This is a genomic window from Actinomycetospora sp. 2LY8.5 (assembly GCF_057180585.1).
On record NZ_JBXUHE010000013.1, the window covers coordinates 12,716 to 39,038 of the forward strand.

At 74.3% G+C, this 26,323-nt stretch carries 19 protein-coding genes; 17 read left to right on the forward strand and 2 right to left on the reverse strand.

Translation table 11 applies throughout. From position 1 onward, the window contains the following. The first annotated feature begins 67 nt into the window (after positions 1 to 67). Positions 68 to 3,649 (forward strand): glycosyltransferase, encoded by a 3,582-nt coding sequence (locus AC2A1K_RS16355; protein ID WP_483897360.1) that lies wholly within the window; start codon positions 68 to 70, stop codon positions 3,647 to 3,649. A gap of 56 nt (positions 3,650 to 3,705) precedes the next feature. Next, complete coding sequence (locus AC2A1K_RS16360; protein ID WP_483897361.1) at positions 3,706 to 4,092, forward strand: VOC family protein; 387 nt, start codon at positions 3,706 to 3,708, stop codon at positions 4,090 to 4,092. 29 nt (positions 4,093 to 4,121) lie between these two features. Here the strand turns inward: AC2A1K_RS16360 and AC2A1K_RS16365 are convergent, their stop codons facing one another. Next, positions 4,122 to 4,526, reverse strand: a complete 405-nt coding sequence (locus tag AC2A1K_RS16365) for a metallopeptidase family protein (protein ID WP_483897467.1) — start codon at positions 4,524 to 4,526, stop codon at positions 4,122 to 4,124. Positions 4,527 to 4,709: 183 nt separating this feature from the next. Between AC2A1K_RS16365 and AC2A1K_RS16370 the strand changes: the two genes are divergently transcribed. The 7 genes from AC2A1K_RS16370 (at position 4,710) to AC2A1K_RS16400 (ending at position 12,183) form a co-directional block, all read left to right on the forward strand. Continuing rightward, positions 4,710 to 5,153, forward strand: coding sequence for a DUF3499 domain-containing protein (locus tag AC2A1K_RS16370; RefSeq protein WP_483897362.1), 444 nt, complete (start codon positions 4,710 to 4,712; stop codon positions 5,151 to 5,153). Positions 5,154 to 5,331: 178 nt separating this feature from the next. Next, positions 5,332 to 6,744: a phosphomannomutase/phosphoglucomutase gene (locus AC2A1K_RS16375; RefSeq protein WP_483897468.1), complete on the forward strand. Its 1,413-nt coding sequence runs from the start codon at positions 5,332 to 5,334 to the stop codon at positions 6,742 to 6,744. A 24-nt stretch (positions 6,745 to 6,768) separates the two neighbouring features. Then, positions 6,769 to 7,041 (forward strand): Trm112 family protein, encoded by a 273-nt coding sequence (locus tag AC2A1K_RS16380; RefSeq protein ID WP_483897363.1) that lies wholly within the window; start codon positions 6,769 to 6,771, stop codon positions 7,039 to 7,041. A gap of 6 nt (positions 7,042 to 7,047) precedes the next feature. After that, entirely contained in the window at positions 7,048 to 8,172 is a 1,125-nt protein-coding gene (locus AC2A1K_RS16385; RefSeq protein WP_483897364.1) for a hypothetical protein, read from the forward strand. A gap of 24 nt (positions 8,173 to 8,196) precedes the next feature. Beyond that, positions 8,197 to 9,453 carry a mannose-6-phosphate isomerase, class I gene (gene manA / locus AC2A1K_RS16390; protein WP_483897365.1) on the forward strand — a complete coding sequence of 419 codons (1,257 nt, stop codon included), beginning with the start codon at positions 8,197 to 8,199 and terminating at the stop codon, positions 9,451 to 9,453. 67 nt (positions 9,454 to 9,520) lie between these two features. Next, positions 9,521 to 10,471 (forward strand): cation diffusion facilitator family transporter, encoded by a 951-nt coding sequence (locus AC2A1K_RS16395; RefSeq protein WP_483897366.1) that lies wholly within the window; start codon positions 9,521 to 9,523, stop codon positions 10,469 to 10,471. Positions 10,472 to 10,629: 158 nt separating this feature from the next. Next, the gene (locus AC2A1K_RS16400; RefSeq protein WP_483897367.1) at positions 10,630 to 12,183 is read left to right on the forward strand and encodes an amino acid permease; all 1,554 of its coding nucleotides are present in this window, start codon (positions 10,630 to 10,632) and stop codon (positions 12,181 to 12,183) included. Between the two features lie 76 nt (positions 12,184 to 12,259). Here AC2A1K_RS16400 and AC2A1K_RS16405 read toward each other — a convergent pair whose 3' ends face one another. Beyond that, on the reverse strand, positions 12,260 to 13,897 hold the full coding sequence (locus AC2A1K_RS16405; RefSeq protein ID WP_483897368.1) for a long-chain fatty acid--CoA ligase: 1,638 nt from the start codon (positions 13,895 to 13,897) through the stop codon (positions 12,260 to 12,262). Positions 13,898 to 14,462: 565 nt separating this feature from the next. Between AC2A1K_RS16405 and ahcY the strand changes: the two genes are divergently transcribed. From ahcY to secA, 8 genes are all read left to right on the forward strand, one after another. Continuing rightward, on the forward strand, positions 14,463 to 15,947 hold the full coding sequence (gene ahcY, locus AC2A1K_RS16410; protein WP_483897369.1) for an adenosylhomocysteinase: 1,485 nt from the start codon (positions 14,463 to 14,465) through the stop codon (positions 15,945 to 15,947). A gap of 149 nt (positions 15,948 to 16,096) precedes the next feature. Then, positions 16,097 to 16,828, forward strand: coding sequence for a dTMP kinase (locus AC2A1K_RS16415; protein WP_483897370.1), 732 nt, complete (start codon positions 16,097 to 16,099; stop codon positions 16,826 to 16,828). After that, positions 16,825 to 17,502 carry an MtrAB system response regulator MtrA gene (gene mtrA, locus AC2A1K_RS16420; RefSeq protein ID WP_483897371.1) on the forward strand — a complete coding sequence of 226 codons (678 nt, stop codon included), beginning with the start codon at positions 16,825 to 16,827 and terminating at the stop codon, positions 17,500 to 17,502. Before AC2A1K_RS16415 ends, mtrA begins: the two co-directional genes overlap by 4 nt. Positions 17,503 to 17,518: 16 nt before the next feature. Beyond that, positions 17,519 to 19,366: an MtrAB system histidine kinase MtrB gene (gene mtrB / locus AC2A1K_RS16425; RefSeq protein WP_483897372.1), complete on the forward strand. Its 1,848-nt coding sequence runs from the start codon at positions 17,519 to 17,521 to the stop codon at positions 19,364 to 19,366. Next, positions 19,363 to 21,231 (forward strand): LpqB family beta-propeller domain-containing protein, encoded by a 1,869-nt coding sequence (locus tag AC2A1K_RS16430; protein ID WP_483897373.1) that lies wholly within the window; start codon positions 19,363 to 19,365, stop codon positions 21,229 to 21,231. Before mtrB ends, AC2A1K_RS16430 begins: the two co-directional genes overlap by 4 nt. A 94-nt stretch (positions 21,232 to 21,325) precedes the next feature. After that, on the forward strand, positions 21,326 to 22,147 hold the full coding sequence (locus AC2A1K_RS16435) for a ComF family protein (protein WP_483897374.1): 822 nt from the start codon (positions 21,326 to 21,328) through the stop codon (positions 22,145 to 22,147). Positions 22,148 to 22,308: 161 nt separating this feature from the next. Then, complete coding sequence (gene hpf / locus AC2A1K_RS16440; protein ID WP_483897375.1) at positions 22,309 to 22,998, forward strand: ribosome hibernation-promoting factor, HPF/YfiA family; 690 nt, start codon at positions 22,309 to 22,311, stop codon at positions 22,996 to 22,998. 135 nt (positions 22,999 to 23,133) lie between these two features. After that, positions 23,134 to 26,313 carry a preprotein translocase subunit SecA gene (gene secA, locus AC2A1K_RS16445; RefSeq protein WP_483897376.1) on the forward strand — a complete coding sequence of 1,060 codons (3,180 nt, stop codon included), beginning with the start codon at positions 23,134 to 23,136 and terminating at the stop codon, positions 26,311 to 26,313. Positions 26,314 to 26,323: the final 10 nt, after the last annotated feature.

Genomic DNA, 26,323 nt, shown 5'->3' on the forward strand with positions numbered 1-26,323 from the left:
CTAGTCTCGGACGCCGACCGCAGCGTGGGCGCCCTCGGAGGTCCGCCCCGAGGGGAAGGACGGCGCCGTGGCTCGATCCTCCCCGGTGGGTGCGGCTGCTGTGGGTACGTCGGCGCCCGTGCTCGCCGTCCTCGTCTGCCACGACGGTGAGGCCTGGCTGCCGGGCACGCTCGACGCGCTCGCCCGCCTGACCCTTCGGCCGCGCTGGGTGATCGCGGTCGACACCGGCTCGGCGGACGGCACCGCCGGCATCCTCGCTGCGAGCAACCAGGTCGACGTGGTGCTGCGGATGCCCCGGGACACCGGCTTCGCCGAGGCCGTCCACACCGCCGTCGACGACGCCGACCGCCGCTGGGGACGCGCAGCGCAGCGGAGCCGGACCATCGAAGGGAGCCGGACCCCCCCGGTCGGTCCGGGAGGTTCGGGCGACTGGCTCTGGGTCCTGCACGACGACGCCGCGCCCGACCCGGGCTGCCTCGAGGTCCTGCTCTCGGTCGCCGCGACGTCCCCGTCCGCCGCGGTCCTGGGGCCGCTGTGCCTCGACTGGGACGACCCCCGGCTCGTCGTGGAGGCGGGCGTCTCGATCGACGCGTCCGGCTCGCGGCAGACCGGCATCGGGGCCGACGAGCTCGACCTCGGCCAGTTCGCCACCAACTCCGAGGTGCTCGCGGTCGGGTCGGCGGGGTCGCTGGTGCGCCGCCGCGAGTGGGATTCCCTCGGCGGCTACGACACCGCGCTCGGCCTGCTGCGCGAGGACGTCGACTACGGCTGGCGCGTCAACCGCGCCGGCGGCCTCGTCCTCTGCGCGCCCTCGGCCCGCCTGCGGCACGCCCGCGGGCTGACCACTCGCGCGCGGACGCTCGACACCGCGGGCGTCGACCCCCGCTACCGCGCCACCGACCGCGCCCACGGCGTGCGGACGTTCCTCGCGAACTGCTCGAGCCCGGCGTTCGTGCTGGGTCTCCTGCGCCTGCCGGTGCTCGCGGTGCTCCGGGCCCTGGGCTTCCTGCTGGTCCGCCGGGCCCGTGCGGCCGGGGCGGAGCTGGCGGGCCTGTCACGCGTGCTCGGCTCCGGGCCGGGGCTGGCGGACCTCGCCGACGCGCGCCGCCGGCGCAGCACCGGCGCGACGGCCCTGCCCCGCGAGCTGCGCGGCCTGCTCACCAGCCGCACCACCCGCCTGCGCAACGCCGTGCGCGGCGGGCTGACCTCGCTGGTGCGTGGCCGGCTGCGCGAGGAGCTCGACCTCGGACGCCTGCCCGAGTGGGCCGAGCGCGACGTGCGCCCCGAGCCGGGAGCGGCCGACGACGCCGGCCGCCGCCCGGCCGTCGGCCCCGACGCGCTGCCCGCCGGCGCGGGGCTGCGCCGCCGGCGCACCGCCGGGCTGCGGCGTCCCGGCGAGTCCCTCGCGGTCGCGCTGCCCGGTCCCCGGGCCCCGGTCGACGACGCCCCGCCGACCGAGGTGGTCGCGCCGATCCGGCCCGGGGACCCCTACCCGGACCCGCCCACGGAGCCCGGCGAGCGGGTCGTCTACGTCCCGATCACCCCGGGACGCGTGGCGCGCGAGCTGCTGCTCGCCCCGCCGCTGCTGCTGGTCGTCGGGCTGACGCTCGTGTCGCTGGCGACGCAGCGCGCCCGCCTCGGGCTCGGGCTCGCCGGCGGCCGGATCGCCGAGGTCCCGGGCCTGCGCGAACTCTGGTCGTCCTACCTCGCGGCGTGGCACCCGGTGGCGGGCGGCACGGGCGCGCCCGCCCCGGCCGCGCTCGCCGTGGTCGGGGCGCTCGGCGGGCCCGCGGCTCCGCTGGGCGGACCGTCGGCCGCGGTGTCGCTCCTGCTGCTCGCGGCGCTGCCGCTGACCGGCCTGTCCGCCTACCTCGCGACCCGCGAGCTGCGGGTGGGCCGCGTGCTGCGCGCGCTGGCCGCCGCGGTCTACGCGCTGCTCGGGATCACCGCGGGTGCGGTGGCCCAGGGTCGCCTCGACGGTGTCGTGGCCGCGATCCTGCTGCCGCTGGTGCTCGCCGGCGTCGTCGCCGTGCTGCGCGGGGCGCGGGTCGCGGGCCGGCGCGGGTCGTGGTGGAGCACGGCGGCGGGCACCGCGCTCGCGCTCGGCGTGGTCAGCGCCTTCGCCCCGCTGGTGCACGCGCTCGTGCTGGTCGTCGTGGTGATCGGCTTCGTGCTCGTGCCGGCGCCCCCGCGGGCGGCCGGTCGCCGGGCGATGTCGCTGGCCGTGATCGTCCTGCTCCCGGTGCTGCTGCTCCTGCCCTGGCCGACCGTGCTGCTCGCCGCGCCCGAGGTCCTGCTCCACGGCACCGGGTCGCCGGTGGCCGAGCGGTTCGTCTCCGCCCTCGACGTCCTCTCGCTGAACCCCGGCGGCGACGCGACCCTGCCCTGGGCGGGGCTGCTGCTCGTGGTGCTCGCGGTCGGCGCGGCGCTGGTCGCCCCGCGGCGCGCCGCCGTCCCGGGGCTCGCCCTGCTGCTGCTGGGGGTCGCCGCCGCGGGCGTCGTCGGCTCGTTCGCGCTGCCCCCGCTCGCCGGCGGCGACGCGCGGCCCGGCTGGACCGGTCCGGCGCTCGCCGTCGCCGCGTGCGGGGCGCTGTGGAGCCTGCTCGCGCAGGTCGCCGCGGCCCGGACCGAGCCGATCGGCCGGCTGCTGGGGCGCCGGGATCCGGTCGATCACGGCCCGGCCCGGCGTGGCGAGTCCGAGCTGGACCTCGGCGACGCCGGCTTCGGCGGGCGGGTCGCGGGCGCGATGGAGGGCCTGGCCGGCCGCCTGCGCCCGCGCAGGGCCGGCGCGGACCACCGTGCCCGCGCGCGCAGCGTCGCCGTGCCCGTGGTGGCGGTGGTGGTGGCCGGGCTCGCGGTGGTCACCGTGCTGCGCGGGGGAGCGGGCGCGCTCGCCGACTCCGAGGCCCCGGCCCTCGCGCCGCAGGCCGCCGGCGAGCTCGCGGCCGCCGGCGCCCGGGTCGTCGTGGTCACCCGCGACCCGGACACCACCCGGCGGGCCGGACCGGAGCTGCCGCGCTTCGGCGACGACGACCTCGCGCCGGTCGGTGCGGCCCCCGCCCGGCTGGTGCGCGACGTGCGCGCGCTGCTCTCCGGCGACCCGGCCACCGCCCAGGCGGGCGTCGCCGAGCTCGCCACCGGCGGCACCGGGCTGATCGTCCTGCCCGACGAGGAGACCGCGCGCTCGGTGCGCACGGCGGCCGGGCCGCTGCTCGCCGACGCCCCGCCGGTCTCCGACGGCCGCCCGACCGCGCGGGTCGCGCTGCCCGTGGCCGGCGCCGTGCTGCTCGAGCCGCCGATCTCCGACGACGCGACCGAGGCCCGCGCCGCCCCGCGACGGCCCGCGGGCGTGACGACGGTGCCGTCGGTCCTGCCGACCGTCGGCGTGCGCGTCTCCCCGGGCGCCGACCGCCGCCTGCTCGTGGTGGCCGCGGAGCTGGAGTCGGGCTGGACCGCGACCGTCGGTGGCGCGTCCGCCGAGGTCGTGCCGGCGTGGGGCCACCTCGTCGGCGTGTCCGTGCCGCCGGGTGGCGGGGCCGTCGTCGTGGACCGCGACGAGACCGGGCGGCTGCTGCTCCTGCTGCTCCAGCTCGCGCTGGTCCTGTTCACGGCGCTGTCGGCGCTGCCGTCGCGCAAGCGCCTGGACTAGCGCCTGGACCCGCGCCTGGACCAGCGCTGTCGGGGGTGCGTCCTACGCTCCGGCGCATGTTCGACCACGTCGGATTCCCCTGCGGTGACGTCGAGACCTCCGTCGCCTTCTACACCGCGGTGTTCGCGCCGATCGGCCTGGCCGTCGGCGTGCGCATCCCCACCGGTCCGCCCGGCGCGCCCGAGGTCGTCGGCCTCGGGGCCGGTGCGCACCCGGGGTTCTGGCTCGCCCCCGGACACGGCGTCGAGCAGGAGCTGCACGTCGCGTTCTCCGCGCCCGACCGGGCGGCGGTCGACGCGGTCCACGAGGCGGCCCTGGCCCACGGGGCGGAGGTGCTGCACGCCCCCCGGATCTTCACCGAGTACCACCCCGGCTACTACGCGGTGTTCCTCCGCGACCCCGACGGCCACAACGTCGAGGCCGTGCACCACAGCTTCGGCTGACGCCTCGCCGACGGGACCGGACCGGGCGCCTACTCCTCGCCGGCGATCGTGTCGGGCTCCACGCCCAGGTAGCCCGCCACCTGCTCGACGAGCACGTCGTGGAGCAGGTCCGCGAGGTCCTCGCCGTCGAGCGCGCGGGCCTCGAGCGGGCGGCGGTAGAGCACGATGCGCGCGCGGGTGACGGCGCCGCGCCGGTCCATGCCGGCGGGCACCAGGCGCGCCAGGGGCACCTCGCCGTCACCGAGCACGGCGTCGTCGTCCGCGGGCGAGCGCGTCCCGGCGGGCACCTCGGGCACGTCGTCGACGGCCACGTCGAGGTCGGCGAGCTCGGCGCTCCAGCGCTCCTCGATGGGCTCGAGGGCCTCGAGCACCAGGGCGTCGAAGCGTTCGGCGCGCGTGCGCGAGGCGGGGGAGCCCGACGGGTAGAGCGGCATGCGCAGGCCGCGCCCGCGCCGGTCGCGGCGCCGCCGACGCGGTCCGGGCGCCGGTGTGCTGCCCCGGCGGCTCGCGCTCCTGGTCACGCCCGCGGAGCCTACGCTCCGGACGCTGCGCGGCGACGCGACGCGCCCCGCGCGCCTGCACGATCACGGCCGTCCGGCGGACTACTGTGCTGCTTCGTGCGAGGAGTGCGGAAGTGCTCACGGACCGGGTGTGGTCACGCGGCCGTGGCCACCCTGACCTATGTCTACTCGGACTCGACCGCGGTGGTCGGTCCGCTGGCGACGAGCGCCGAGCCGCATTCCTACGACCTCTGTGAACGGCACGCCGTCCGCCTCACCGCCCCGCGCGGCTGGGAGGTCGTGCGCTACGAGGGGGACTTCCCGGCGGAGCCCTCCGCCGACGACCTCACCGCCCTGGCCGAGGCCGTGCGGGAGGCCGGTCGGGCCGACCGTCCGCTCGACGGCTCCGACGGGCGCCCGCGGGTCACCGCCGGGTCCGGTCTCGGTCAGGGCGCGCCCCCGCCCCCGAGCATGGCGACCGGTGTCGCCGGCGGCGTCGCGAGCACGCCGACCGGGCGGCGCGGCCACCTCCGGGTGCTGCCGGACCCCGCCTCGTCCTGACGACGCAGCGACCGTTCCCGGACCGTTCGGGCCGGTCGCGAACCACTGTTCACCCATCGGCGGACGTGCCCTCCCGGCGGGCGCGACGTGTCGGTCCCGCCGATAGGCTGACCACGTGGCCAGTGCGCAGCAGGGGACGCAGGAAGGGACACGTGAGGCGGCACCGGACCGGGCCGAGGTGATCGACCAGGTCGTCAAGGCCTACGACATCCGCGGTCTGGTGGGCACGCAGCTCGACGCGACCTTCGTCCGCGACGTGGGGGCGGCGTTCGCGCGCATCCTGCTCGACGAGGAGTCCGGTCTCGGCAGCGGCCGGGGCGTCGTCGTCGCCCACGACATGCGCGAGTCGTCGCCCGAGCTCTCCGAGGCGTTCGCCGAGGGCGTCACCTCGCTCGGGGTCGACGTCGTCGCGATCGGTCTGGCCAGCACCGACGAGCTCTACTACGCCTCGGGCTCGCTCGACATGCCCGGCGCGATGTTCACGGCCAGCCACAACCCGGCGGCCTACAACGGCATCAAGCTCTGTCGCGCGGGGGCCGCGCCCGTGGGCCAGGACTCCGGGCTCGACGAGATCGCCGCGCTGCTCGACCGCGGGCCGGGCGAGGTCACCGGTGACGGGGCCGAGCGCGGCACGATCACCCGCCGCGACCTCCTCGACGACTACGCGGCCTTCCTGCGCTCGCTGGTCGACCTGTCGGGCATCCGCCGGCTCTCGGTCGTCGTCGACGCCGGCAACGGGATGGCGGGCCACACCGTGCCGGCCGTGCTGTCGGGTGGGTCGGGTCCGGACGATCCGCCGATCGAGGTCGAGCCGCTGTACTTCGAGCTCGACGGATCCTTCCCCAACCACGAGGCCAACCCGCTCGACCCCGAGAACCTGCGCGACCTGCAGCGCAAGGTCATCACCATCGGGCGCGTCGACGCCGGCCTCGCCTTCGACGGCGACGCCGACCGCGTGTTCCTCGTCGACGAGAAGGGCGACGCCGTCAGCCCGAGCGCGATCACCGCGCTGGTCGCGAGCCGCGAGCTGGCCAAACACCCCGGCGCGACGGTGATCCACAACCTGATCACCTCGCGGGCCGTGCCCGAGATCGTCACCGAGGCGGGCGGCACGCCGGTGCGCTCGCGCGTCGGGCACTCGTTCATCAAGGGCACGATGGCCGAGACCGGCGCGGTGTTCGGCGGGGAGCACTCCGCGCACTACTACTTCCGCGACTTCTGGCGCGCCGACTCCGGCATGCTCGCGGCCCTGCACGTCCTCGCCGCCCTCGGCGAGCAGGACCGGCCGCTCTCGGAGCTCATGGCGCAGTACTCCCGCTACGCGGCGTCGGGCGAGATCAACTCGACGGTGGACGACCCGCGCGCTGTGATGGCGGAGGTGGAACAGACCTTCGGCGGGCGCGAGGGCGTCACCACCGACGACCTCGACGGGCTCACCGTCACCCTGCCCGCCACAGGAGATCGGGCCGGCTCCTGGTTCAACCTGCGCCCGTCCAACACGGAGCCGCTGCTGCGGCTCAACGTCGAGGCCGCCGACGACGACGCGGTGGCCGTGCTGCGCGACGAGGTCCTCGGCCTCGTCCGCCGCTGAACCGACCGAGGAGGAGACCCGGACATGCCGCTCGGTCTGGACCCCGACCTGCTGGAGATCCTGGCCTGCCCCGCGCCCGACCACGGTGCGCTGCGTCCGGGTACGCCCGACGACGCCGAGGCGGCTGAGATCACCGCACTGACCTGCACCGTCTGCGGCCGGCGCTACCCGGTCACCGACGGCATCCCGGTCCTCCTGCTGTCCGAGGCGACCGGGGGCCCCGAGCGGCCGAACGGGACGCGAACAGGACAGGGGAGCACGCCGACAGGGGAGCCGGACCCGACGGAGCAGGGGTGAGTCGCGGTGCTCGACGACGCCCTGCTCTCCGACGAGGCCCGCCTGCTCGCCGCCGACCACGACGGCATCCTGCGCGCGGTGGCGACCGCGGGCGCCCAGGTGCGGGCCACCGCGGAGGCCGCCCGCGAGGCCGGTGTCCAGCCTGAGCTCGCGGGCCTGCGGCCCCGCGCGCTGGTGCTGCTGACCCGGCCGGGCACCACCGAGTCCGCGTGCCGCCTGATGGCCGCGCTGCTCACGCCCACCGCGCCGCTCCCGGTGATCGTCAGCGGGGTGGCACCCCCGTGGCTCGGCCCCCTCGACGTCGTCGTCGCCACCCACCGGGGCCGCGAGGGCGACCCGGTCGAGGCCGACGTCGCCGAGTCGGTGCACCGGGCGGTGCGCCGCGGCGCGCACGTCGTGCTCACCGGCCCGGGCGAGGGCCCGGCGGCCGCGGCGGGCGCCGGGCGCGCCGTCGCCGTGACGCCCCGGATGACACTCGCGGTGCCCGGCGAGGACGCCGACGGCCTCGACACCGCCACCGTCCTCGCGACCGGGCTGGCCGTGGCCGGGGCGCTCGAGCTCCTCGACCTGAGCCTCGACGACCTCGCCGACCGCCTCGACGCCGAGGCCGAGCGCGACGGCCCGCGCGGGGAGGCGTTCGTCAACCCCGCCAAGAGTCTCGCGCTGCGCCTCGCCGAGCGGACCCCGCTGCTGTGGGGCGCCGACCCGGTGGCCGGCCTGCTCGCGGGCTACGGCGCCACCGTGCTGGCCACGCACGCGGGGGTCGTCGCGCAGGCGACCACCGCGGCCGCGGCCGGCGCCCAGCCGGCGCTGCGGGCCCGGCTGGTGGAGAGCTCGGGGGAGGCGTCGATCTTCGCCGACCCCTTCGACGACCCGGCCCCGGCGGCCCCGCCACCCCGGCTGGTGCTGCTGGCCGTGCGTGAGGACCTCACCACGCGCCGGCTCGTCACCGACGTCGGCGCCCGCCACCCGGGCGCGGACGTGCTGGAGATCGACGACGTCGAGCTGGCCGGGGAGGGCCCGTCGCCGGACGCGCTGCGCGCCGCCGTGCTGGCCACCCGCCTCGACTTCACCGCGGTCTACCTCGGCCTGGCCCTCGGGGCGCGGGCGGCCGGGGCCCGGACCGCCTGAACCCGACACGAGAGGCACGAACACGTGGAGGTCCTCAGGGGGAGCGTGCGCACGTACGCGTGGGGGTCGCGGACACATCTCGCCGAGCTGCTCGGTGGTGAGGTCCCGTCGCCGCACCCGCAGGCCGAGCTCTGGCTCGGCGCGCACCGCGACGAGCCCTCCCAGCTGACCGGCCGGGAGGGGAACGGCCGCTCGCTCTCCGACGTCGTGCGCGACGACCCGGCGGGCACGCTCGGGCCCTCGCGCCGGCAGCGCTGGTCGGACCGGCTGCCGTATCTGCTCAAGGTGCTCGCCGCCGAGGAGCCGCTGAGCCTGCAGGCGCACCCGTCGGCCGAGCAGGCCGCGGCGGGCTACGCGCGCGAGGAGGCGGCCGGCGTCCCGCGCACGGCGTCCGACCGGAACTACCCGGACCCGCTGCCGAAGCCCGAGCTGCTCTGCGCGCTCACCGAGTTCCACGCGCTCGCGGGGTTCCGCGACCCGGCGGAGACGGTCCGACTGCTGCGGGCCCTCGACGTGCGCGCGCTCGACCACCACACCGAGCTGCTCGCCGCCCAGCCCGACGCCGACGGCCTGCGGGCGCTGTTCACCACGTGGATCACGCTGCCGCAGCGTGCGGTCGACGACCTGGTGCCGGCCCTGCTCGACGGCTGCGTCGCCCACGCCCGGTCCCGGGGCGAGTTCACCACCGAGGCGCGCACGCTGCTCGACCTCGGCGAGCGCTACCCCGGTGACGCCGGCGTCCTCGCGGCGCTGCTGCTCAACCGCGTCGTCCTCCGGCCCGGCCAGTGCCTCTACGAGCCGGCCGGGTCGCCGCACTCGTACCTGGCAGGGGCCGGGGTGGAGCTCATGGCCAACTCCGACAACGTGCTGCGCTGCGGGCTCACCCCGAAGCACGTCGACGTGCCCGAGCTGCTGCGGGTGCTCGACTTCGTGCCGGGGCCGCCGACGCTGCTGCCCGGTGAGGGCGCGGGGCCGGTCACGCGGTTCACGCCGAGCGAGTACTTCAGCCTCGCCCGGTGCGCGTTCGACGGCACCGAGGAGAAGGACAGCGACCTCGGCATCGAGGGCCCCCGCATCGTCATCACGGTCGAGGGAACGGTGCGCCTGACGTCGTCGCGCGGTCAGTGCCAGGAGGTCCCGCGCGGCACGGCCGCCTGGGTGCCCGCGTGCGACGGGCCGGTGACGGTCGCCGCGGTGGGCGGCCCCGCCCTGGCGTTCGCCGCCGCGGACGGGCTGGACGGGCTGGACGGGGACGAGAACTCACCCCGTGTCGGGCGTTAGATTTCACCGAGCACTCACATCCCGCCCCCTTCTCATCCCGGCTCGGTCCATCCCCTGGAGGCACTCCGTGTCCGCATCCGGAGGCGGCAAGGCGATCATCGCCGCGCTGGCCGCCAACGCCGGCATCGCCGTGGCCAAGTTCGTCGGCTTCGCGATCACGGGTTCGTCGTCGATGCTCGCCGAGAGCGTCCACTCGGTCGCCGACACCGGCAACCAGGGCCTGCTCCTGCTCGGGCGCAAGCGCGCCAGGCGGGCCGCGACGCCCGAGCACCCGTTCGGCTTCGGCCGCGACCGGTTCTTCTACTCGTTCGTCGTCGCGCTCCTGCTGTTCAGCCTCGGCTCGGTCTTCGCGATCTACGAGGGCGTCCACAAGCTCTCGGCGCCCGAGGAGCTGACCTCCCCGCTCGTCGCGGTGATCATCCTCGTCGTGGCCATCGTGCTGGAGGGCTTCAGCTTCCGCACCGCGGTGCACGAGTCCCGCGAGCTCAAGGGCAAGGCCACCTGGTGGGGCTTCATCCGCCAGTCGGTCAACCCGGAGCTGCCGGTCGTGCTGCTCGAGGACACCGGCGCGCTGGTCGGGCTCATCCTCGCCCTGGGCGGGGTGGGGCTCACGACGCTGACCGGGGAACCGGTGTGGGACGCGGTCGGCACGATCTGCATCGGCGTGCTGCTGGGCGTCATCGCGATCATCCTGATCGTCGAGACGAAGAGCCTGCTCATCGGTGAGGGCGCGAGCCCGCCGCTGGTCCGCACGATCACGTCGTCGCTCGTCGGCGGTCCGGTCGAGCGCGTCATCCACCTCCGCACCCAGTACCTCGGGCCCGAGGAGCTGCTGGTCGCCGCCAAGATCGCGGTCTCCTCGTCGCTGCCGACCGAGGTCGTCGCCGAGGCGATCGACAACGCCGAGGCCCGCCTGCGCGCCGCCGTGCCCGAGGCCCGGCTGGTCTACCTCGAGCCCGACCTCGACCGGAGCGACGCCGGGCCCGTCGACGAGGCGCTGGACCCTTCGCCGCACTGAGGGAAGCCCGACCGGGCGAACGGCCGCGTCGTCACGGAGTACCGGTGTGAACACGCCGTCACGGATCCGGTCGTCTCCGTCCTGAACGGAGACATCCCCGGGCGTAGGGTGCCGCCCCGACCCTGCTCGCACGAGGTTGGACCACCGGAGGACCGCCCATGACGTCGACCCGGCCGCAAGGCGGTCTCTTCCGGACCAAGTCGGTCGAGCAGTCGATCGCCGACACCGACGAGCCCGGCAGCAAGCTCCGGCGCGAGCTCGGGGCCCTCGACCTCACGATCTTCGGTGTCGCGGTCCTCATCGGGGCCGGCGTCTTCACCATCACCGCGCGTGTGGCCGGCGACATCTCGGGTCCGGCCATCGCGATCTCGTTCGTCATCGCCGCGATCGCCTGCGGGTTCGCCGGCCTGTGCTATGCCGAGTTCGCCTCGACGGTGCCGGTGGCCGGCAGCGCCTACACGTTCTCCTACGCGACCTTCGGCGAGTTCATCGCCTGGATCATCGGCTGGGACCTCGTCCTCGAGTACGCCCTCGGGGCGGCCGTGGTCTCGAAGAGCTGGTCGCAGTACCTCGGGGAGCTGTTCGGCGGCAGCAGCACCGCGGCCTCCCTCGAGCTGGGTCCGGTGACGTTCGACTGGGGCGCCATCCTGGTCATCGGCGTGCTCACCGCCGTGCTCGTGCTCGGGATCAAGCTCTCGAGCCGGGTCAGCGCGATCATCACGGCGATCAAGGTGCTCGTCGTGCTGCTCGTCATCGCGGTCGGCCTGTTCTACGTCCGGGCGCAGAACTACACCCCGTTCATCCCGCCGCCCGGAGGCGAGCGCGAGAGCGGCGGCGGGCTCGACGCCTCGCTGCTGTCGTTGATCGCGGGCAGCGAGGGCTCGACCTTCGGCATCTACGGCCTGCTCGCCGGCGCCTCGCTGGTCTTCTTCGCGTTCATCGGCTTCGACGCGGTGTCCACCACCGCGGAGGAGACCCGCAACCCGCAGAAGGACCTCCCGCGCGGCATCCTCGGCTCGCTCGCCGTCGTGACGGTCCTCTACGTCGCCGTCTCGCTCGTGCTGGTCGGCATGGTCAACTACACCCAGCTCTCCACCCCGCCCGGCAGCGAGGAGAGCGCGACCCTGGCGACGGCGTTCTCGCTCGTCGGCGCGAACTGGGCCTCGACGGTGATCTCCATCGGCGCCCTCGCCGGTCTGACCACCGTCGTCATGGTGCTCATGCTCGGCCAGAGCCGGGTGTTCTACGCGATGAGCCGCGACGGCCTGCTCCCGCGCAACCTCGCCCAGACGGGCTCGCGCGGCACCCCGGTGGCGATCACGATCATCATCGGCGCGCTCTGCGCCGTGCTGGCGGGCTTCCTCCCGATCGACGAGCTCGAGTCGATGGTCAACATCGGGACGCTGTTCGCCTTCGTGCTCGTCGCGGTGGGCACCGTCTACCTGCGGCGTCGTCGTCCGGACCTCCCGCGCGGCTTCACCGTCAAGGCCCTGCCCCTCGTGGCCGCGCTCGCCGTGCTCAGCTGCCTGTGGCTGATGCTGAACCTGACCGTCGAGACGTGGATCCGGTTCATCGTCTGGATGGCGCTCGGCGTCGCGATCTACTTCCTCTACTCGCGCCGCAACTCCGTCCTGGGCAAGCGGGAGCGCGGCGAGGAATCCTCGGTGACCAACCCGGGCGGCCCGTCCGCCCCGCCCACCCAGCCGCAGTAGTCGCCGCAGTAGTCGCCGCGGTAGTGACGCGCAGGAGGGCCGACCCGTCCGCGACGGGCCGGCCCTCCCGCGGGTGTCAGGCCTGCGCCGGCGCCTGGTGTCCCGCGAACTTCTCGCGCAGCGTCTTCTTGGAGAACTTGCCCGTCGAGGTCTTGGGCACCTCGTCGATGAAGACGACGTCGTCGGGCACCTGCCACTTCGCGACGCGGGTGGCGATGTGCTCGAGCACGGCCTCCCGGGTCAGCTCCACGCCCCGCTTCGGGACGACGCAGGCCAGCGGGCGCTCCGACCACTTCTCGTCGGGGATCGCGATGACCGCGGCCTCGGCGACGCCCTCCATGGACATGATCTCGTTCTCGAGGTCGACCGACGAGATCCACTCGCCGCCGGACTTCACGAGGTCCTTGGTGCGGTCGACCAGCTTGACGTAGCCGTACCGGTCGATCACCGCCACGTCACCGGTCTTGAGCCAGCCGTCGGAGGTGAACTGCTTGCCGCCGTCCTCGTTGCGGTAGTACGAGGCCGCGATCCACGGCCCGGCGGCCTGGAGCTCGCCGGAGGTCCGGCCGTCCCAGGGCAGGATCTCGCCGGAGTCCGGGTCGCAGATCCGCAGGTCCACCAGCGGCGCCGGGGTGCCCGCCGTCGCGCGGACGTCGGCGAGCTCGTCGTCGCCGAGCCCGTCGTGGACGCTCTTGAGCACGCCGGTGGTGGCGATGGGGCTGGTCTCGGTCATGCCCCAGGCCTGGGTGATCGGCAGGCCGATCTTCTTGCGCCATGCCTCGGACAGCGACTTCGGCACCGCCGACCCGCCGCAGAGCAGCAGGCGCAGGTCGGGAAGGTCGCCCTCGGAGAGCTCGGGCAGCACGCCCATCCAGATCGTCGGGACGCCCGCGGTGACGGTGACCCCGTGGTCGCGCAGGATGCCCGCGATCGCCTTGGGGGTCATGTTCGGCCCCGGGAAGACGATCGAGGAGCCGGCGAACACCGCGGCGTACGGCGTGCCCCAGGCGTTCGCGTGGAACATCGGCACGACCGGCAGCAGCACGTCGCGCTCGACGAGCCCGGCGACGTCGGCCATGAGCACGGCGATGGAGTGCAGCACCGACGAGCGGTGTGAGTAGACGACGCCCTTGGGGTTGCCGGTGGTGCCCGACGTGTAGCACATCGCCGCGGCCTGGTTCTCGTCCGCGATGTGGAATCGTCCCTGCACCGGCTCCACCGAGGCGAGCAGCTCGTCGTAGTCGAGGACGCGCTCGTCGTCGGGCAGCGCCATCGCGTCCGGGCTCCCGCCGGCGCCGTCCTCGATGACGATCACCTTGCGGACCGTGGTCATCTCGTCGACGTGCGGCCAGAACTGCGGCAGCAGCGAGCGGTCGACGAAGACCACCTCGTCCTCGGCGTGGTTGGCGATGTAGATCAGCTGCTCGGTGAACAGCCGGATGTTCAGCGTGTGCAGCACGCGCCCGCTGCACGGCACGGCGAAGTACAGCTCGAGGTGCGCCGGGCTGTTCCAGCTGAACGTGCCCACCCGGCCCCCGGCCGAGACGCCGAGCTCGTCGAGCGCTGCCGCGGCCCGCCGGACGCGCTGCGCCCAGGTCGCGTAGTCGGTCCGGTGCACCGTGCCGTCCGCCCCGACCCCGACGATCGGTTTGTGGGCGAAGAGCTGCTCGGCGCGGTGGAACACGTGCGGCAGGGCGAGTGGGTAGTCCTGCATCTGTCCGAGCACGTCCGTGGCCTCCCAAGTCACCGGGGATCTCACCGGGGATCTCGCCGGGGGATCTCTCTGTGGTTCCGGTCACGCATCCTACGGTCCTGCGTCCGGAATCACCCCCTCGCCGGAACCGACGGGCAGACCGGGCACGCGCGGTGGCTCCCCCCGTGTCCCCCGTGTGCCCCCGGTGTGATCCGCCTGACGCACTCCGCGCTCACCCCGACCAGAGCTGCGCGGACGGGTCACCGGACGCGTGCGTGCGGCCCCGTACGCGGTGCGTTCCGGTTGACCGGCTATGGGGCCTGTGCTGGACTTCTCCTCACGGCATCGATCGCACACCTCGTGCGAACGGAAGCTGTCGAGTGGCGCTGCAACGGACGGTTCGTGATCGTCCGCCACGCTCGGCAGTGGTCCGCACCATCGCAAGGGCGCCTGTGGATGGTGGTGAACCGTGCTCCGAGTTCCGTGACGTCCCGGCGTGTCCCGTCCGCCGGTCGAGACACGCCCGATCACGAACCCGGGATCGCGACGGTCCGCCATCGGCCCCAACCCGAGAAGACGAGGAGTCATGACGAACGCAGTGGGCACCGTCAACGAGAAGTACGCCGAGAAGAACGGCATCGACTTCGCCGTGGCCGACCTCAACGAGGCCGACTTCGGGCGCCGGGAGATCCGGCTGGCCGAGCACGAGATGCCCGGCCTCATGGCGCTGCGCCGGGAGTACTCGGAGGCCAAGCCGCTGCACGGCGCGCGCATCTCCGGCTCGCTGCACATGACGGTGCAGACCGCCGTCCTCATCGAGACCCTGGTGGAGCTGGGCGCCGAGGTCCGGTGGGCCTCCTGCAACATCTTCTCCACCCAGGACCACGCGGCCGCCGCGGTCGTCGTCGGCCCGCACGGCACCCCGGAGCAGCCCAAGGGCATCTCCTGCTTCGCCTGGAAGGGCGAGACGCTGGAGGAGTACTGGTGGTGCGCCGAGCAGATGCTCGCGTGGAAGGACTCCGACACCCGCGGTCCGAACATGATCCTGGACGACGGTGGCGACGCCACCATGCTCGTCCACAAGGGCGTCGAGTTCGAGAAGGCCGGCGTCGTCCCGTCGACCTCGGCCGACGACCCCGCCGAGTACGGCGTCGTCCTCGAGACGCTGCGCCGTTCGCTGCAGGACGACCCGCAGCACTGGACCAAGGTCGCGTCCGGCATCAAGGGCGTCACCGAGGAGACCACGACCGGCGTCCACCGCCTGTACGAGTTCTTCGAGCAGGACAAGCTCCTGTTCCCGGCGATCAACGTCAACGACTCGGTCACCAAGTCGAAGTTCGACAACAAGTACGGCTGCCGGCACTCGCTGGTGGACGGCATCAACCGCGCCGTCGACGTGCTGATCTCCGGCAAGAAGGCCGTGATCTGCGGCTTCGGTGACGTCGGCAAGGGCTCGGCCGAGTCGCTGCGGGGCCAGGGCGCCCGCGTGACGGTCACCGAGTCCGACCCGATCTGCGCGCTCCAGGCGCTCATGGAGGGCTACGACGTCAACGTCCTCGAGAACGTCATCTCCGACGCCGACATCGTCATCACGACCACCGGCAACAAGGACATCGTCACCCTCGACCACATGAAGCGGATGAAGCACCAGGCGATCCTGGGCAACATCGGCCACTTCGACAACGAGATCCAGGTCGAGAAGCTGGAGAAGTCCGGCGCCCACCGGATCAACATCAAGCCGCAGGTCGACGAGTGGCGCTTCGAGGACGGCCACTCGATCATCCTGCTGAGCGAGGGCCGGCTGCTGAACCTCGGGAACGCCACCGGCCACCCGAGCTTCGTCATGTCGAACTCGTTCGCCAACCAGACGATCGCGCAGATCGAGATCTTCACCAAGCCCGGTGAGTACCCGATCGGCGTGTACCGCCTGCCCAAGCACCTGGACGAGAAGGTCGCGAAGGTCCACGTCGAGGCGCTCGGCGCGGAGCTGACCAAGCTCACCAAGGAGCAGGCCGAGTACATCGGCGTCGACGTCGAGGGCCCGTACAAGCCCGATCACTACCGCTACTAGTCGGTCGCGCCAAGGAGATGCGCGCTCCGGTGGTTGCCTGGGTGATCATCGGTAGCGGCTGAACCGACCGAAGGGCCCCTTCGCTCGATCTACTCGAGCGAAGGGGCCCTTCGCTTCGACCCCACGGACCCGCCGCATAGGGTTCCGGCGTGGGCGTGATGGTGGCCGTCGAGGGTCTCGACGGGGCGGGCAAGGCGACGCTGGTCGCGGCGCTCGCCGACGCCGCCGCCCGGCGCGGCGCCAGCGTCAGCACGCACGCGTTCCCCCGCTACGACGCCGACGTCCACGCCGGTCTCGCGGGCGAGGCGCTCCACGGCGCCCACGGGGACCTGCGCTCGTCGGTGCACGCGATGGCCGTGCTGTTCGCGCTCGACCGGGCCGGCGCCGCGGCGGAGCTGCGCGCGGCGAGGGATGCCCACGACCTCGTCCTCGTCGACCGCTACGTCGCCTCCAACGCCGCGTACGGGGCGGCGCGCGAGAAGCAGGCCGGCGGGAGTGAGGTCGCGGCGTGGGAGTTCGTCGCCTGGGTGCACGCGCTCGAGATCGCACGGCTCGGGGTGCCCGCGCCCGACGCCCAGGTGCTCGTCCGGGTGCCGGGGGAGGTCGCCGCGCGGCGGGTCCGCGAGCGCGCCGCGGCCGACCCGTCGCGGACACCCGACGGCTACGAGTCCGACGCGGCCCTGCAGGCCCGCTGCGCGCAGGTGTACGACGAGCTCGTCGCGCGGACATGGCTCGCGCCCTGGTCGGTGGTCGGGGCCGACGAGGGCCACGCCGCACTCACCCGAACGGCTGACTCAGTGGTCGCAGAACGACTCGGAACCGGATCGTCGGGCGATATCTCGTCCGGATCGTCGGTGAGAAGTGACACCATTGAGACATGAGCTCGCGGATCCTCGTGGTGGACGACGACGCCTCGCTGGCGGAGATGCTGACGATCGTCCTCGAGGGCGAGGGCTTCGAGACCACGGTGGTGAACGACGGCCCCGCGGCGCTGCCGGCCCTGCGCGAGAGCTCGCCCGATCTCGTCCTGCTCGACCTCATGCTCCCGGGGATGAACGGCATCGACGTGTGCCGGGCGATCCGCGCGGAGTCCGGGGTCCCCGTCGTGATGCTGACGGCCAAGACCGACACGGTGGACGTGGTGCTCGGGCTGGAGTCCGGCGCGGACGACTACGTGGTCAAGCCCTTCAAGCCCAAGGAGCTCGTCGCGCGCATCCGGGCGCGCCTGCGCCAGTTCCCGTCCGAGCCCGCGGAGCAGATGCAGATCGGCGACGTCACCATCGACGTCCCGGCCCACCAGGTGCGCCGCGACGGGCGCACCATCCCGCTGACGCCGCTGGAGTTCGACCTGCTGGTGGCGCTGGCCCGCAAGCCGCGGCAGGTGTTCACCCGCGAGGTGCTGCTCGAGCAGGTCTGGGGCTACCGGCACGCCGCCGACACCCGGTTGGTCAACGTCCACGTGCAGCGGCTGCGCTCGAAGGTCGAGGTCGACCCGGAGCACCCCGAGGTCGTGCTGACCGTGCGCGGGGTGGGGTACAAGGCCGGCCCGCCCTGATCGGGGTGGCCCTCCCGTGACGTCCCTGCTGACCGGCCTGCGCCGCCGTATCGACCGCTTCGTGGCCGAGCGCGTCGGGCAGGTCCGCGTGCTCTGGCGCCGCTCGATGCAGCTGCGCGTGGTGCTCTCGACGCTCGCCATGTCGATCGTCGTGGTGGCCGTGCTGGGCCTGGTGCTGCAGACCCAGATCGCCGACCGGCTGGTCCAGGGCAAGGAGCAGGCCGCGCTCATCCAGGCCGACATCTCGCGCCAGGCCCTCGAGCGCGACCTCGCCCGCATCGACCCCGACCGCGACGGCGCGCAGGCCGTGCTCGACGGCGTCCTCGACCGGCTGTCCACGAGCGGGCGGGACGCCGGCTCGAACGGCCTCACGCGCGGCAGCGACCCCACCAGCGACGCCGGCGCGTTCGACGCGGTGCTCATCGCGGGCTCGGACACCCTCGGGTCGGTGCCCGGCGCGCTGCCGACGGTGCCCGGCGGCACCACCGGAGAGATCAGCGCGGGCCCGGCCCAGGTGATCCCGCCGCAGCTGCGGGCGCCCGTGCTGCAGGGGTTCCTCGCCACGAAGTACCTCACGGTCGCCTCGGCGGGCCAGGCGGCGCCGGTGCCGACGCTGGTCGTCGGCCAGCCCGTGCGCACCGCCGGGCGCAACCTGCAGCTCTACCTGCTGTTCCCGCTCTCGGCGGAGCAGCGCACCCTCGCGCTCGTCCAGAGCACGCTCGTGCTCGCCGCCGGCGTGCTGCTCGTGCTGCTCGCGGGCATCTCGTCGGTGGTCACCCGGCAGGTCGTGCGGCCGGTCCGCCAGGCCGCCGACGTGGCCGAACGCTTCGCCGACGGCCACCTCGACGAACGCATGCCCGTGCACGGCGACGACGAGGTCGCCCGGCTCGCCGAGTCGTACAACGAGATGGCGGCGAGCATCCAGTCGCAGATCCGCCAGCTCGAGGAGTTCGGGGCTCTCCAGCGCCGGTTCACCTCCGACGTCAGCCACGAGCTGCGCACCCCGCTGACCACCGTGCGGATGGCCGCCGAGGTGCTGCACGCCCAGGTCGACCCCTCCGACGTCACCGCCGCGCGCTCGGCGCAGCTGCTCGTCGACGAGCTCGACCGCTTCGAGACCCTGCTGTCCGACCTGCTGGAGATCAGCCGCCTCGACGCCGGCATGGCCGAGCTGGGTCTCGAGGTCGTCGACGTCGCCGCGGTCGTGCGGCGGGCGGCCGAGACCGTGCGGCACCTCGTCGAGGACACCCACACGCCGCTGCTGCTCGACCTGGGTGACCAGGGCGACACCGGCGGGCCCGTGCTCGCCGAGGTCGACCCCCGGCGGGTCGAGCGCATCCTGCGCAACCTGCTCGCCAACGCCATCGACCACGGCGAGAGCCGCCCGATCGAGGTGCGGCTGGCCGCCGGGGAGGGCGCGCTGGCGGTCGTGGTGCGCGACCACGGGATCGGTCTCAAGCCCGGCGAGGCGGGGCTGGTGTTCAACCGGTTCTGGCGCGCGGACCCGTCGCGCCAGCGCCGCAGCGGCGGCACCGGGCTCGGGCTCGCGATCAGCCTCGAGGACGCCCGGCTGCACGGCGGCTGGCTGCAGGCCTGGGGCGAGGTCGACCGGGGCGCGGTGTTCCGGCTGACCCTGCCGCTGCGCCACGGCGAGCGCCTGCGGACGAGCCCGCTGCCGCTGCTGCCCGTCGCCGCCGCGCCGGCCGCCGCCGAGCCGGGCATCCACGACGCCGCGCCCACCGCGGGCACCGCGCTGCCCCCGATGGAGGAGGACGCCGCCGAGGACGTGGGGGACGACCTCGACGACGTGTCCTTCCCGGAGCCGTCCCCGCCGTCCGACCCCGGTACGTCGGTGGCGCGGTGAGACGCACCGTCCTCGTCCTGACCCTGCTGCTGGCCCTCGCCGCCGGCTGTGCGTCGGTCCCCGGGTCCTCGGACGTCACCGTCCTGCGCCGGGTGGGCGACGCGGCCGAGCCGACCACCCCGCCGGGCCCCGCCCGGGACGCCGGGCCCCTGGAGACCGTGCGGGGGTGGGTGCTCGCGTCGGGGGCGACGGCCGAGCGCCACCAGGCCGCGCGGGCCTTCCTCACGCCCGGCGCGGCGGGGACCTGGGACGACGGCGCGGCGCCGGTCGTCGTCAACGACCAGGTGGACACGGTGTTCGCCGACCGCCCGGCCCCCGTCGGCCAGACCTCCGTGCGCATCCGGGCCACGGCGCTCGGTGTCCTCACCCCGGAGGGCGTGTTCGTGGCGGGCGTGCGCCCGGTCGAGGTCGACGTGGGCCTCACCGAGCAGAACGGCCAGTGGCGCATCTCCTCGCTGCCGACGGGCACGATCGTGCGGCGCTCGGACCTGCGCGCCAACACCCGCCCGGTGCGCACCTGGTTCCTCGACCCCCAGCGCGCGAGCCCGGTCTCCGACCCCCGCTACCTCGCGACGAGCCCGGCCCGGTCGGTGCCGACGCGCACGCTGCAGTACCTGCTCGCCGGCCCGTCGGAGTCGCTGGCGGGCGCGGCGGTGAGCTCGCTGCCGGCCGGTACCACCCTGCGCTCGGACGTCACGCTCACGCCCGAGGGCACGGCCGTGGTCGACCTGTCGCGCACCGGACCGCTCGACGACCCGCGCCGGCGCGAGATCGCCCAGCAGGTGACGCTGACGCTCGCGGGGATCGGGGTCTCCCGCGTCCGCCTGCTGGTGGACGGCGAGCCGCTGCTCCCGGCCACGCCGGAGGTGGCGGTCGGCGACATCCTCGCCGGACTGCCGCCCGAGGTGGCCCGGCGTCCCGACCTGCCCGTGGACCCGGTGGTCGGCGGCCCCGGCGACGTCGAGGTCCCGGTGCTGGTCGCCGACAGCGGGCGGCTGCGCCTGCTCACCGGCGAGCCCGCGGGCGGCCCCGCCGGGCGCGGCGCCTACCGGGCGGTGTCGGCGTCGGCGAGCTACGAGGGCGACGTCGCGGTGGTCACGGCGGAGACGCCGGAGACGCCGGAGACGCCGGAGACGCCGGAGACGCCGGAGAGGGCGGAGCCCCCGGGCGCCGACCGGACGGCCACGCGGGCGCGTCTGCTCACCGGCGCGGGGGGCGCCGAGCTCGCCGCCAGCGGGGTCGAGGGCCGCTCGCTGACCCGGCCCACCTGGACCCCCGACGGCACCGAGGTCTGGTCGGTGCAGGACGGCACCACCGTCGTGCGGGCCGCGCGCACCGGTCCCGGCGGGGCGGTCCGGCCGGTCGCGGTCGACACCTCCGCCCTGGCCGGTGCCGGCGTCACCGCCGCGCCGGGCGCGATGGGGCCGGTGTCCGCGCTGCGCATCTCGCCGGACGGGTCGCGGATCGCGCTCGTGACCGGCGGGCACGTGCTGGTCGCGGCGATCGCGCGGGACGGCGCGGGTGGCGCCCGGCTCGGGTCGGTCACCGAGCTGCGGCCGGAGGCGCTCGACCAGGTCCTCGACGTGGGCTGGACGCGCACCGACCAACTCGTCGTCGTCGGCAACCGCGCCGACCGCCCGGTGACCCTCGCCTCGGTCGACGGCCTGGACGTCGAGTCCCTGTCGACGACGAACCTGACACCGCCCGTCACCGCCGTGGCCGCCCGGCCGGGCCGTCCGCTCGTCGTCGCCGACCAGAGCGGCACCTGGACCCTGCCCCTCGACGGCGGGAGCAGCACCGGCGGCGACGTCTGGCAGTCGGTGCCGGGCTTCGGTGCGGGGACGGTGCCGGCCTACCCGGGCTGACTGCTCCCTCCGCCGTCCCCATCGCCCGGTTGCGTCCCCAGGGTTCGGGGCCGGTGCTGGCCCCGGACACGGGCCCGGCCCGACGCTGGACGGTGTGCTGCACGACGCGTTCCTCGCGCTCGCCGACCTCGTGCTCCCCTCGCCGTGCGCCGGGTGCGGGCGCGACGGCGAGCGGTGGTGCGCGGTGTGCCGCGACCGCTGGCGGAGCCCGGCGCTGCTCGAGCTGCCGGGCCTGCCCCCGGTGCTCGCGCTCGCGCCGTACGCGGGCAGCGCGCGGGAGGTCCTGCTCGCCTACAAGGAGCGCGGCCGCCGCGAGCTGGCGCGACCCCTGGCCGGGATGGTCGCCGACGCGCTGCGGGCCGGGGAGGTCCCGCCGGCGGCGCTCGTCCCGGCCCCCTCGCGACCGGCCGCGGCGCGCGCCCGGGGCGGCGACCACGTGCTGCGCCTGGCCCGGGCGGTGGTCGGGCGGTGCGGGAGGGACGGCACGGTCCCCGTCGACGGGTCGAGCTCCGCTGCGCTACGGCTCCCGTGCGTGTCGCGCGCCCTGGCCCTGGGCCGGGGCGCCGCCGACGCCGTCGGGCTCGACGCCGCCGCCCGCGCGGACAACCTGGCGCGCCACCTGCGGCTGAGGCCGGGCGGCCTGCCGCCACCGGGCTGCGCGGTGGCGCTGCTCGACGACGTGCTCACCACCGGGGCGACCGCCCGGGCGGCGACGGGCCTGCTCGCGGCGGCGGGCCGGCCGGTCGACGTGGTCGTGGTGCTCACCGTGGCCGATGTCCGCGCCCGGCGGTCGTCCACCCGGGTGAGCGCCGATGGTGGCCCCGGGGTCACCCGTTCGGCCGTCCACACGCTGCGTGAACCACCCGGGCGGGTGCCGTCCGAGAAGCCCTCTTCCGGCGGATCGGACCTTCCATGAGCACAGGAGTTGTCACTACGGTGACGCCTCACATCCTGAGTCGGTGAACGACAGGAGGCGCGAACGCAGTTTCGACGCGGTCCCGTCCCGGCGAGGCATGCCGATCCGATCCCTCTCCGACGAGCGGGCCGCGCACCGTATCCCCAGACCGGGAGGTCGTCTTGGAGATCGTTGTCTGCGGACGGAACGTCGAGGTCCCTGCACACTTCCGCGAGCACACGGCAGACAAACTGGCCCGTCTCGAGCGCTACGACCACAAGATCGTCCGGATGGAGGTCCAGCTCTCCCACGAGCCGAACCCCCGTCGGTCCAAGAACTGCCAGCGCGTGGAGATCACCGGTCGCGGTCGCGGCCCCGTCGTCCGCGGCGAGGGGTGTTCCGCCGACTTCTACTGCGCGATGGACCAGGCCGTCGCGCGTCTCGAGGCCCGGATGCGCCGCGCGCACGACCGCCGCCGCGTGAGCCACGGGCGTCGTGTGCCGACGTCGGTCGCCCAGGCCACGGGCGGGCTGTCGCTCTCGGACATCGCGGGCGCCGCGTCCGCCGGGACGGCCACCGAGGTGCTGGAGCGCGAGACGTCCGTCGGGGAGCAGGAGCGGGAGGCCGACGTCCCGGCCGCGCGGGTGGCCGCCGACGACACCTCCGCTCTCGAGGACGTCGACCCCTACCTGCCCGGACAGGTGGTGCGCCACAAGGAGCACCACGCGATCCCCATGACGATCGACGACGCGCTCTCGCAGATGGAGCTCGTCGGGCACGACTTCTTCCTCTTCGCCGACAAGGACTCCGGCCGGCCGAGCGTGGTGTACCGACGCCACGGCTACGCGTACGGCGTCATCGCCCTCGTCTGACCTCTCTCCCACTCCGGGACCCGCACCGGCCGGGCCCGTTCCCCGAGCGCCTACGATGGGGAACGGGCCCGTGCCGCTGTGTGCGCCGGGTCCTTGGGAACCGTGGCGCCGACAAGGACGAGCGAGGTCACCACCGTGGTCCTGAACCGACTGCTGCGGGCGGGCGAAACGCGCACGGTCAAGCGCCTCGGCAAGATCGCAGACTACGTCGACACGTTCGCCGACGAGACCGCCGAGCTGACCGACGACGAGCTGCGGGCGAAGACCGACGAGTTCCGCGAGCGCTACGCGGACGGCGAGTCGCTCGACGACCTGCTGCCCGAGGCGTTCGCGGTGGTCCGCGAGGCCGCGTCCCGCACGCTCGGCCAGTTCCACTACCCCGTGCAGGTCATTGGCGGGGCGGCGCTGCACGAGGGCAACGTCGCGGAGATGCGCACCGGTGAGGGCAAGACGCTGGTCTCGACGCTCCCGGCGTACCTCAACGCCATCTCCGGCGAGCCCGTCCACGTCATCACCGTCAACGACTACCTGGCGCAGCGCGACTCGCAGTGGATGGGCCGCGTGCACCGCTTCCTCGGCCTCGAGGTCGGCGCCATCTACTCCGGCATGCCCGGCGACGAGCGCCGCCGTGCCTACCAGGCCGACATCACCTACGGCACGAACAACGAGTTCGGCTTCGACTTCCTGCGCGACAACATGGCCTGGTCGAAGGCCGAGTGCGTGCAGCGCGGACACGCGTTCGCGGTGGTGGACGAGGTCGACTCGATCCTCATCGACGAGGCCCGCACGCCGCTGATCATCTCGGGTCCGGCGGAGCAGAGCGCGCGGTGGTACACGGAGTTCGCCCGCCTGGCGCCGAAGATGACGCGCGACGTCCACTACGAGGTCGACGAGCGCAAGAAGACCATCGGTGTCACCGAGGAGGGCGTGTCCTTCATCGAGGACCAGCTCGGCATCGACAACCTCTACGAGGCCGCGAACACTCCGCTCGTCGGATACCTGAACAACGCGATCAAGGTCAAGGAGCTGTTCCTCCGCGACAAGGACTACATCGTCCGCGAGGGCGAGGTCCTGATCGTCGACGAGTTCACCGGCCGCGTGCTCGTGGGCCGCCGCTACAACGAGGGGCTCCACCAGGCGATCGAGGCGAAGGAAGGCGTCGAGATCAAGCCGGAGAACCAGACGCTGGCGACCATCACGCTGCAGAACTACTTCCGCCTCTACTCCAAGCTCAGCGGCATGACCGGTACCGCGCAGACCGAGGCGGCGGAGCTCTCCAAGACCTACAAGCTCGGCGTGGTCACCATCCCGACCAACCGCCCGCCGCAGCGCGTCGACCAGGCCGACCTGGTCTACAAGACCGAGCCGGCCAAGTTCGAGGCCGTCGCCGACGACGTGGCCGAGCACTACGAGCGCGGCCAGCCGGTGCTGATCGGCACCACGAGCGTCGAGCGCTCGGAGTACCTGGCGAAGCTGCTCAAGGAGCGCGGCGTGCCGCACTCGGTGCTCAACGCCAAGTTCCACGAGCAGGAGGCCCAGATCATCGCCGAGGCCGGGCGCAGCGGCGCGGTCACGGTGGCCACCAACATGGCCGGCCGCGGCACCGACATCGTGCTCGGCGGCAACCCCGACTTCATCGCCGACCAGCGCCTGCGCGCCCGGGGTCTCGACCCGGTCGACACGCGCGAGGAGTACGAGGCGGCCTGGGACGCCATGCTCGCCGAGGTCAAGGACGAGGTCGAGCGCGAGTCCGAGAGCGTGAAGGAGTCCGGCGGGCTCTACGTGCTGGGCACCGAGCGCCACGAGTCGCGGCGCATCGACAACCAGCTGCGCGGCCGTTCGGGCCGTCAGGGCGACCCGGGCGAGTCGCGGTTCTACCTGTCGCTGGGCGACGAGCTCATGCGGCGGTTCAACGGCGCCATGGTCGAGTCGATCATGACGCGGTTCAACCTGCCCGAGGACATGCCCATCGAGGCCAAGATGGTCTCGCGGGCGATCCGCAGCGCGCAGACGCAGGTCGAGCAGCAGAACTTCGAGGCCCGCAAGGACGTCCTCGAGTACGACGAGGTGATGAACCAGCAGCGCACGGTGATCTACGCCGAGCGCCACCGCGTCCTCGAGGGCGAGAACCTGTCCGACCAGGTCCAGAACATGATCGTCGACGTGGTCACCGCCTACGTCGACGGCGCGACGTCCGAGGGCTACAGCGAGGACTGGGACCTCGAGAAGCTCTGGACGGGGCTGGGACAGCTCTACCCGGTCGGGGTCTCGTGGGAGGACCTCATCGCCGAGCACGACGACATCGACCGCGACCTGCTGGTCGACGTGCTCACCGAGGACGCGCTCGAGGCCTACGCGCGCCGCGAGGCGGAGATCGACCAGGTCGCCCCCGAGGGCGGGATGCGCGAGCTGGAGCGCCAGGTCGTCCTGTCGGTGCTCGACCGCAAGTGGCGCGAGCACCTCTACGAGATGGACTACCTCAAGCAGGGCATCGGCCTGCGGGCCCTCGCGCAGCGCGATCCCAAGATCGAGTACAAGCGCGAGGGCTACGAGATGTTCACCTCCATGATGGAGGGCATCCGCGAGGAGTCCGTCGCGTTCCTGTTCAACCTGACCATCCAGGTCGAGGAGCAGGCGCCCGTCGACGCGGTGCCCGGGGCGAACCCGTCCACGGACACGAACGTCCAGCCGGCGATCACGCCCGACACACCCGACCCGCGCACCAGCCAGACCCCGACCACCTCGGGAGCGGCGCCGCTGCCGGTCGACCCGCGCGTCGCCGGGGCGCCGACCAGCGCGATCCCGGTGCCGAAGCGTGGCCCGGCGGGTCCGGTGCCGCCCGGCGCGATGCCGCCCGCGGGCGCGCCGTCGCAGGCCCCCGCGGCTCCCGCGGCCCAGGCACCCACCGGTCGGGGCGGGCGCAACCGGCCCGGCCGCGGTCCCGCGCCGGGCACGCAGCGCCCGGGCAACGGTCAGGGCGGTCGTCGTGCGCAGCAGCCCGCAGCCCAGGACGGCCCGGCGACGGCCGCGGGACCGGCGCTGTCGCAACTCGACCAGAGCTCGATGCCCGAGGCGTTCCGCGGCGCGGGTCTCGGCGGGCGCCGCCCGCAGGAGCTGAACTACAGCGGTCCCGACGAGGACGGCCAGGCCGCCCGGCACGCGGCGGGTGACGGCCACGGCGGCGGGCGCGCCGCCCGGTCCAACCCGCAGCAGGCCCGACGCGCCGACACCCCGTCGCGCAACTCGCCGTGCCCGTGCGGCTCGGGCCGCAAGTACAAGCAGTGCCACGGGGCGCCGCCCCGGACGCCGGGCTGAGTCCTCACCC

Excerpts from the sequence above, each read along its gene's own strand:
- AC2A1K_RS16360 (WP_483897361.1), top strand. The coding sequence starts at position 3,706 with ATGTTCGACCACGTCGGATTCCCCTGCGGTGACGTCGAGACCTCCGTC.
- AC2A1K_RS16365 (WP_483897467.1), bottom strand. The coding sequence starts at position 4,526 with ATGCCGCTCTACCCGTCGGGCTCCCCCGCCTCGCGCACGCGCGCCGAA.
- AC2A1K_RS16405 (WP_483897368.1), bottom strand. The coding sequence starts at position 13,897 with ATGCAGGACTACCCACTCGCCCTGCCGCACGTGTTCCACCGCGCCGAG.
- mtrA (WP_483897371.1), top strand. The coding sequence starts at position 16,825 with ATGAGCTCGCGGATCCTCGTGGTGGACGACGACGCCTCGCTGGCGGAG.
- ahcY (WP_483897369.1), top strand. The coding sequence starts at position 14,463 with ATGACGAACGCAGTGGGCACCGTCAACGAGAAGTACGCCGAGAAGAAC.
- AC2A1K_RS16380 (WP_483897363.1), top strand. The coding sequence starts at position 6,769 with ATGCCGCTCGGTCTGGACCCCGACCTGCTGGAGATCCTGGCCTGCCCC.
- AC2A1K_RS16400 (WP_483897367.1), top strand. The coding sequence starts at position 10,630 with ATGACGTCGACCCGGCCGCAAGGCGGTCTCTTCCGGACCAAGTCGGTC.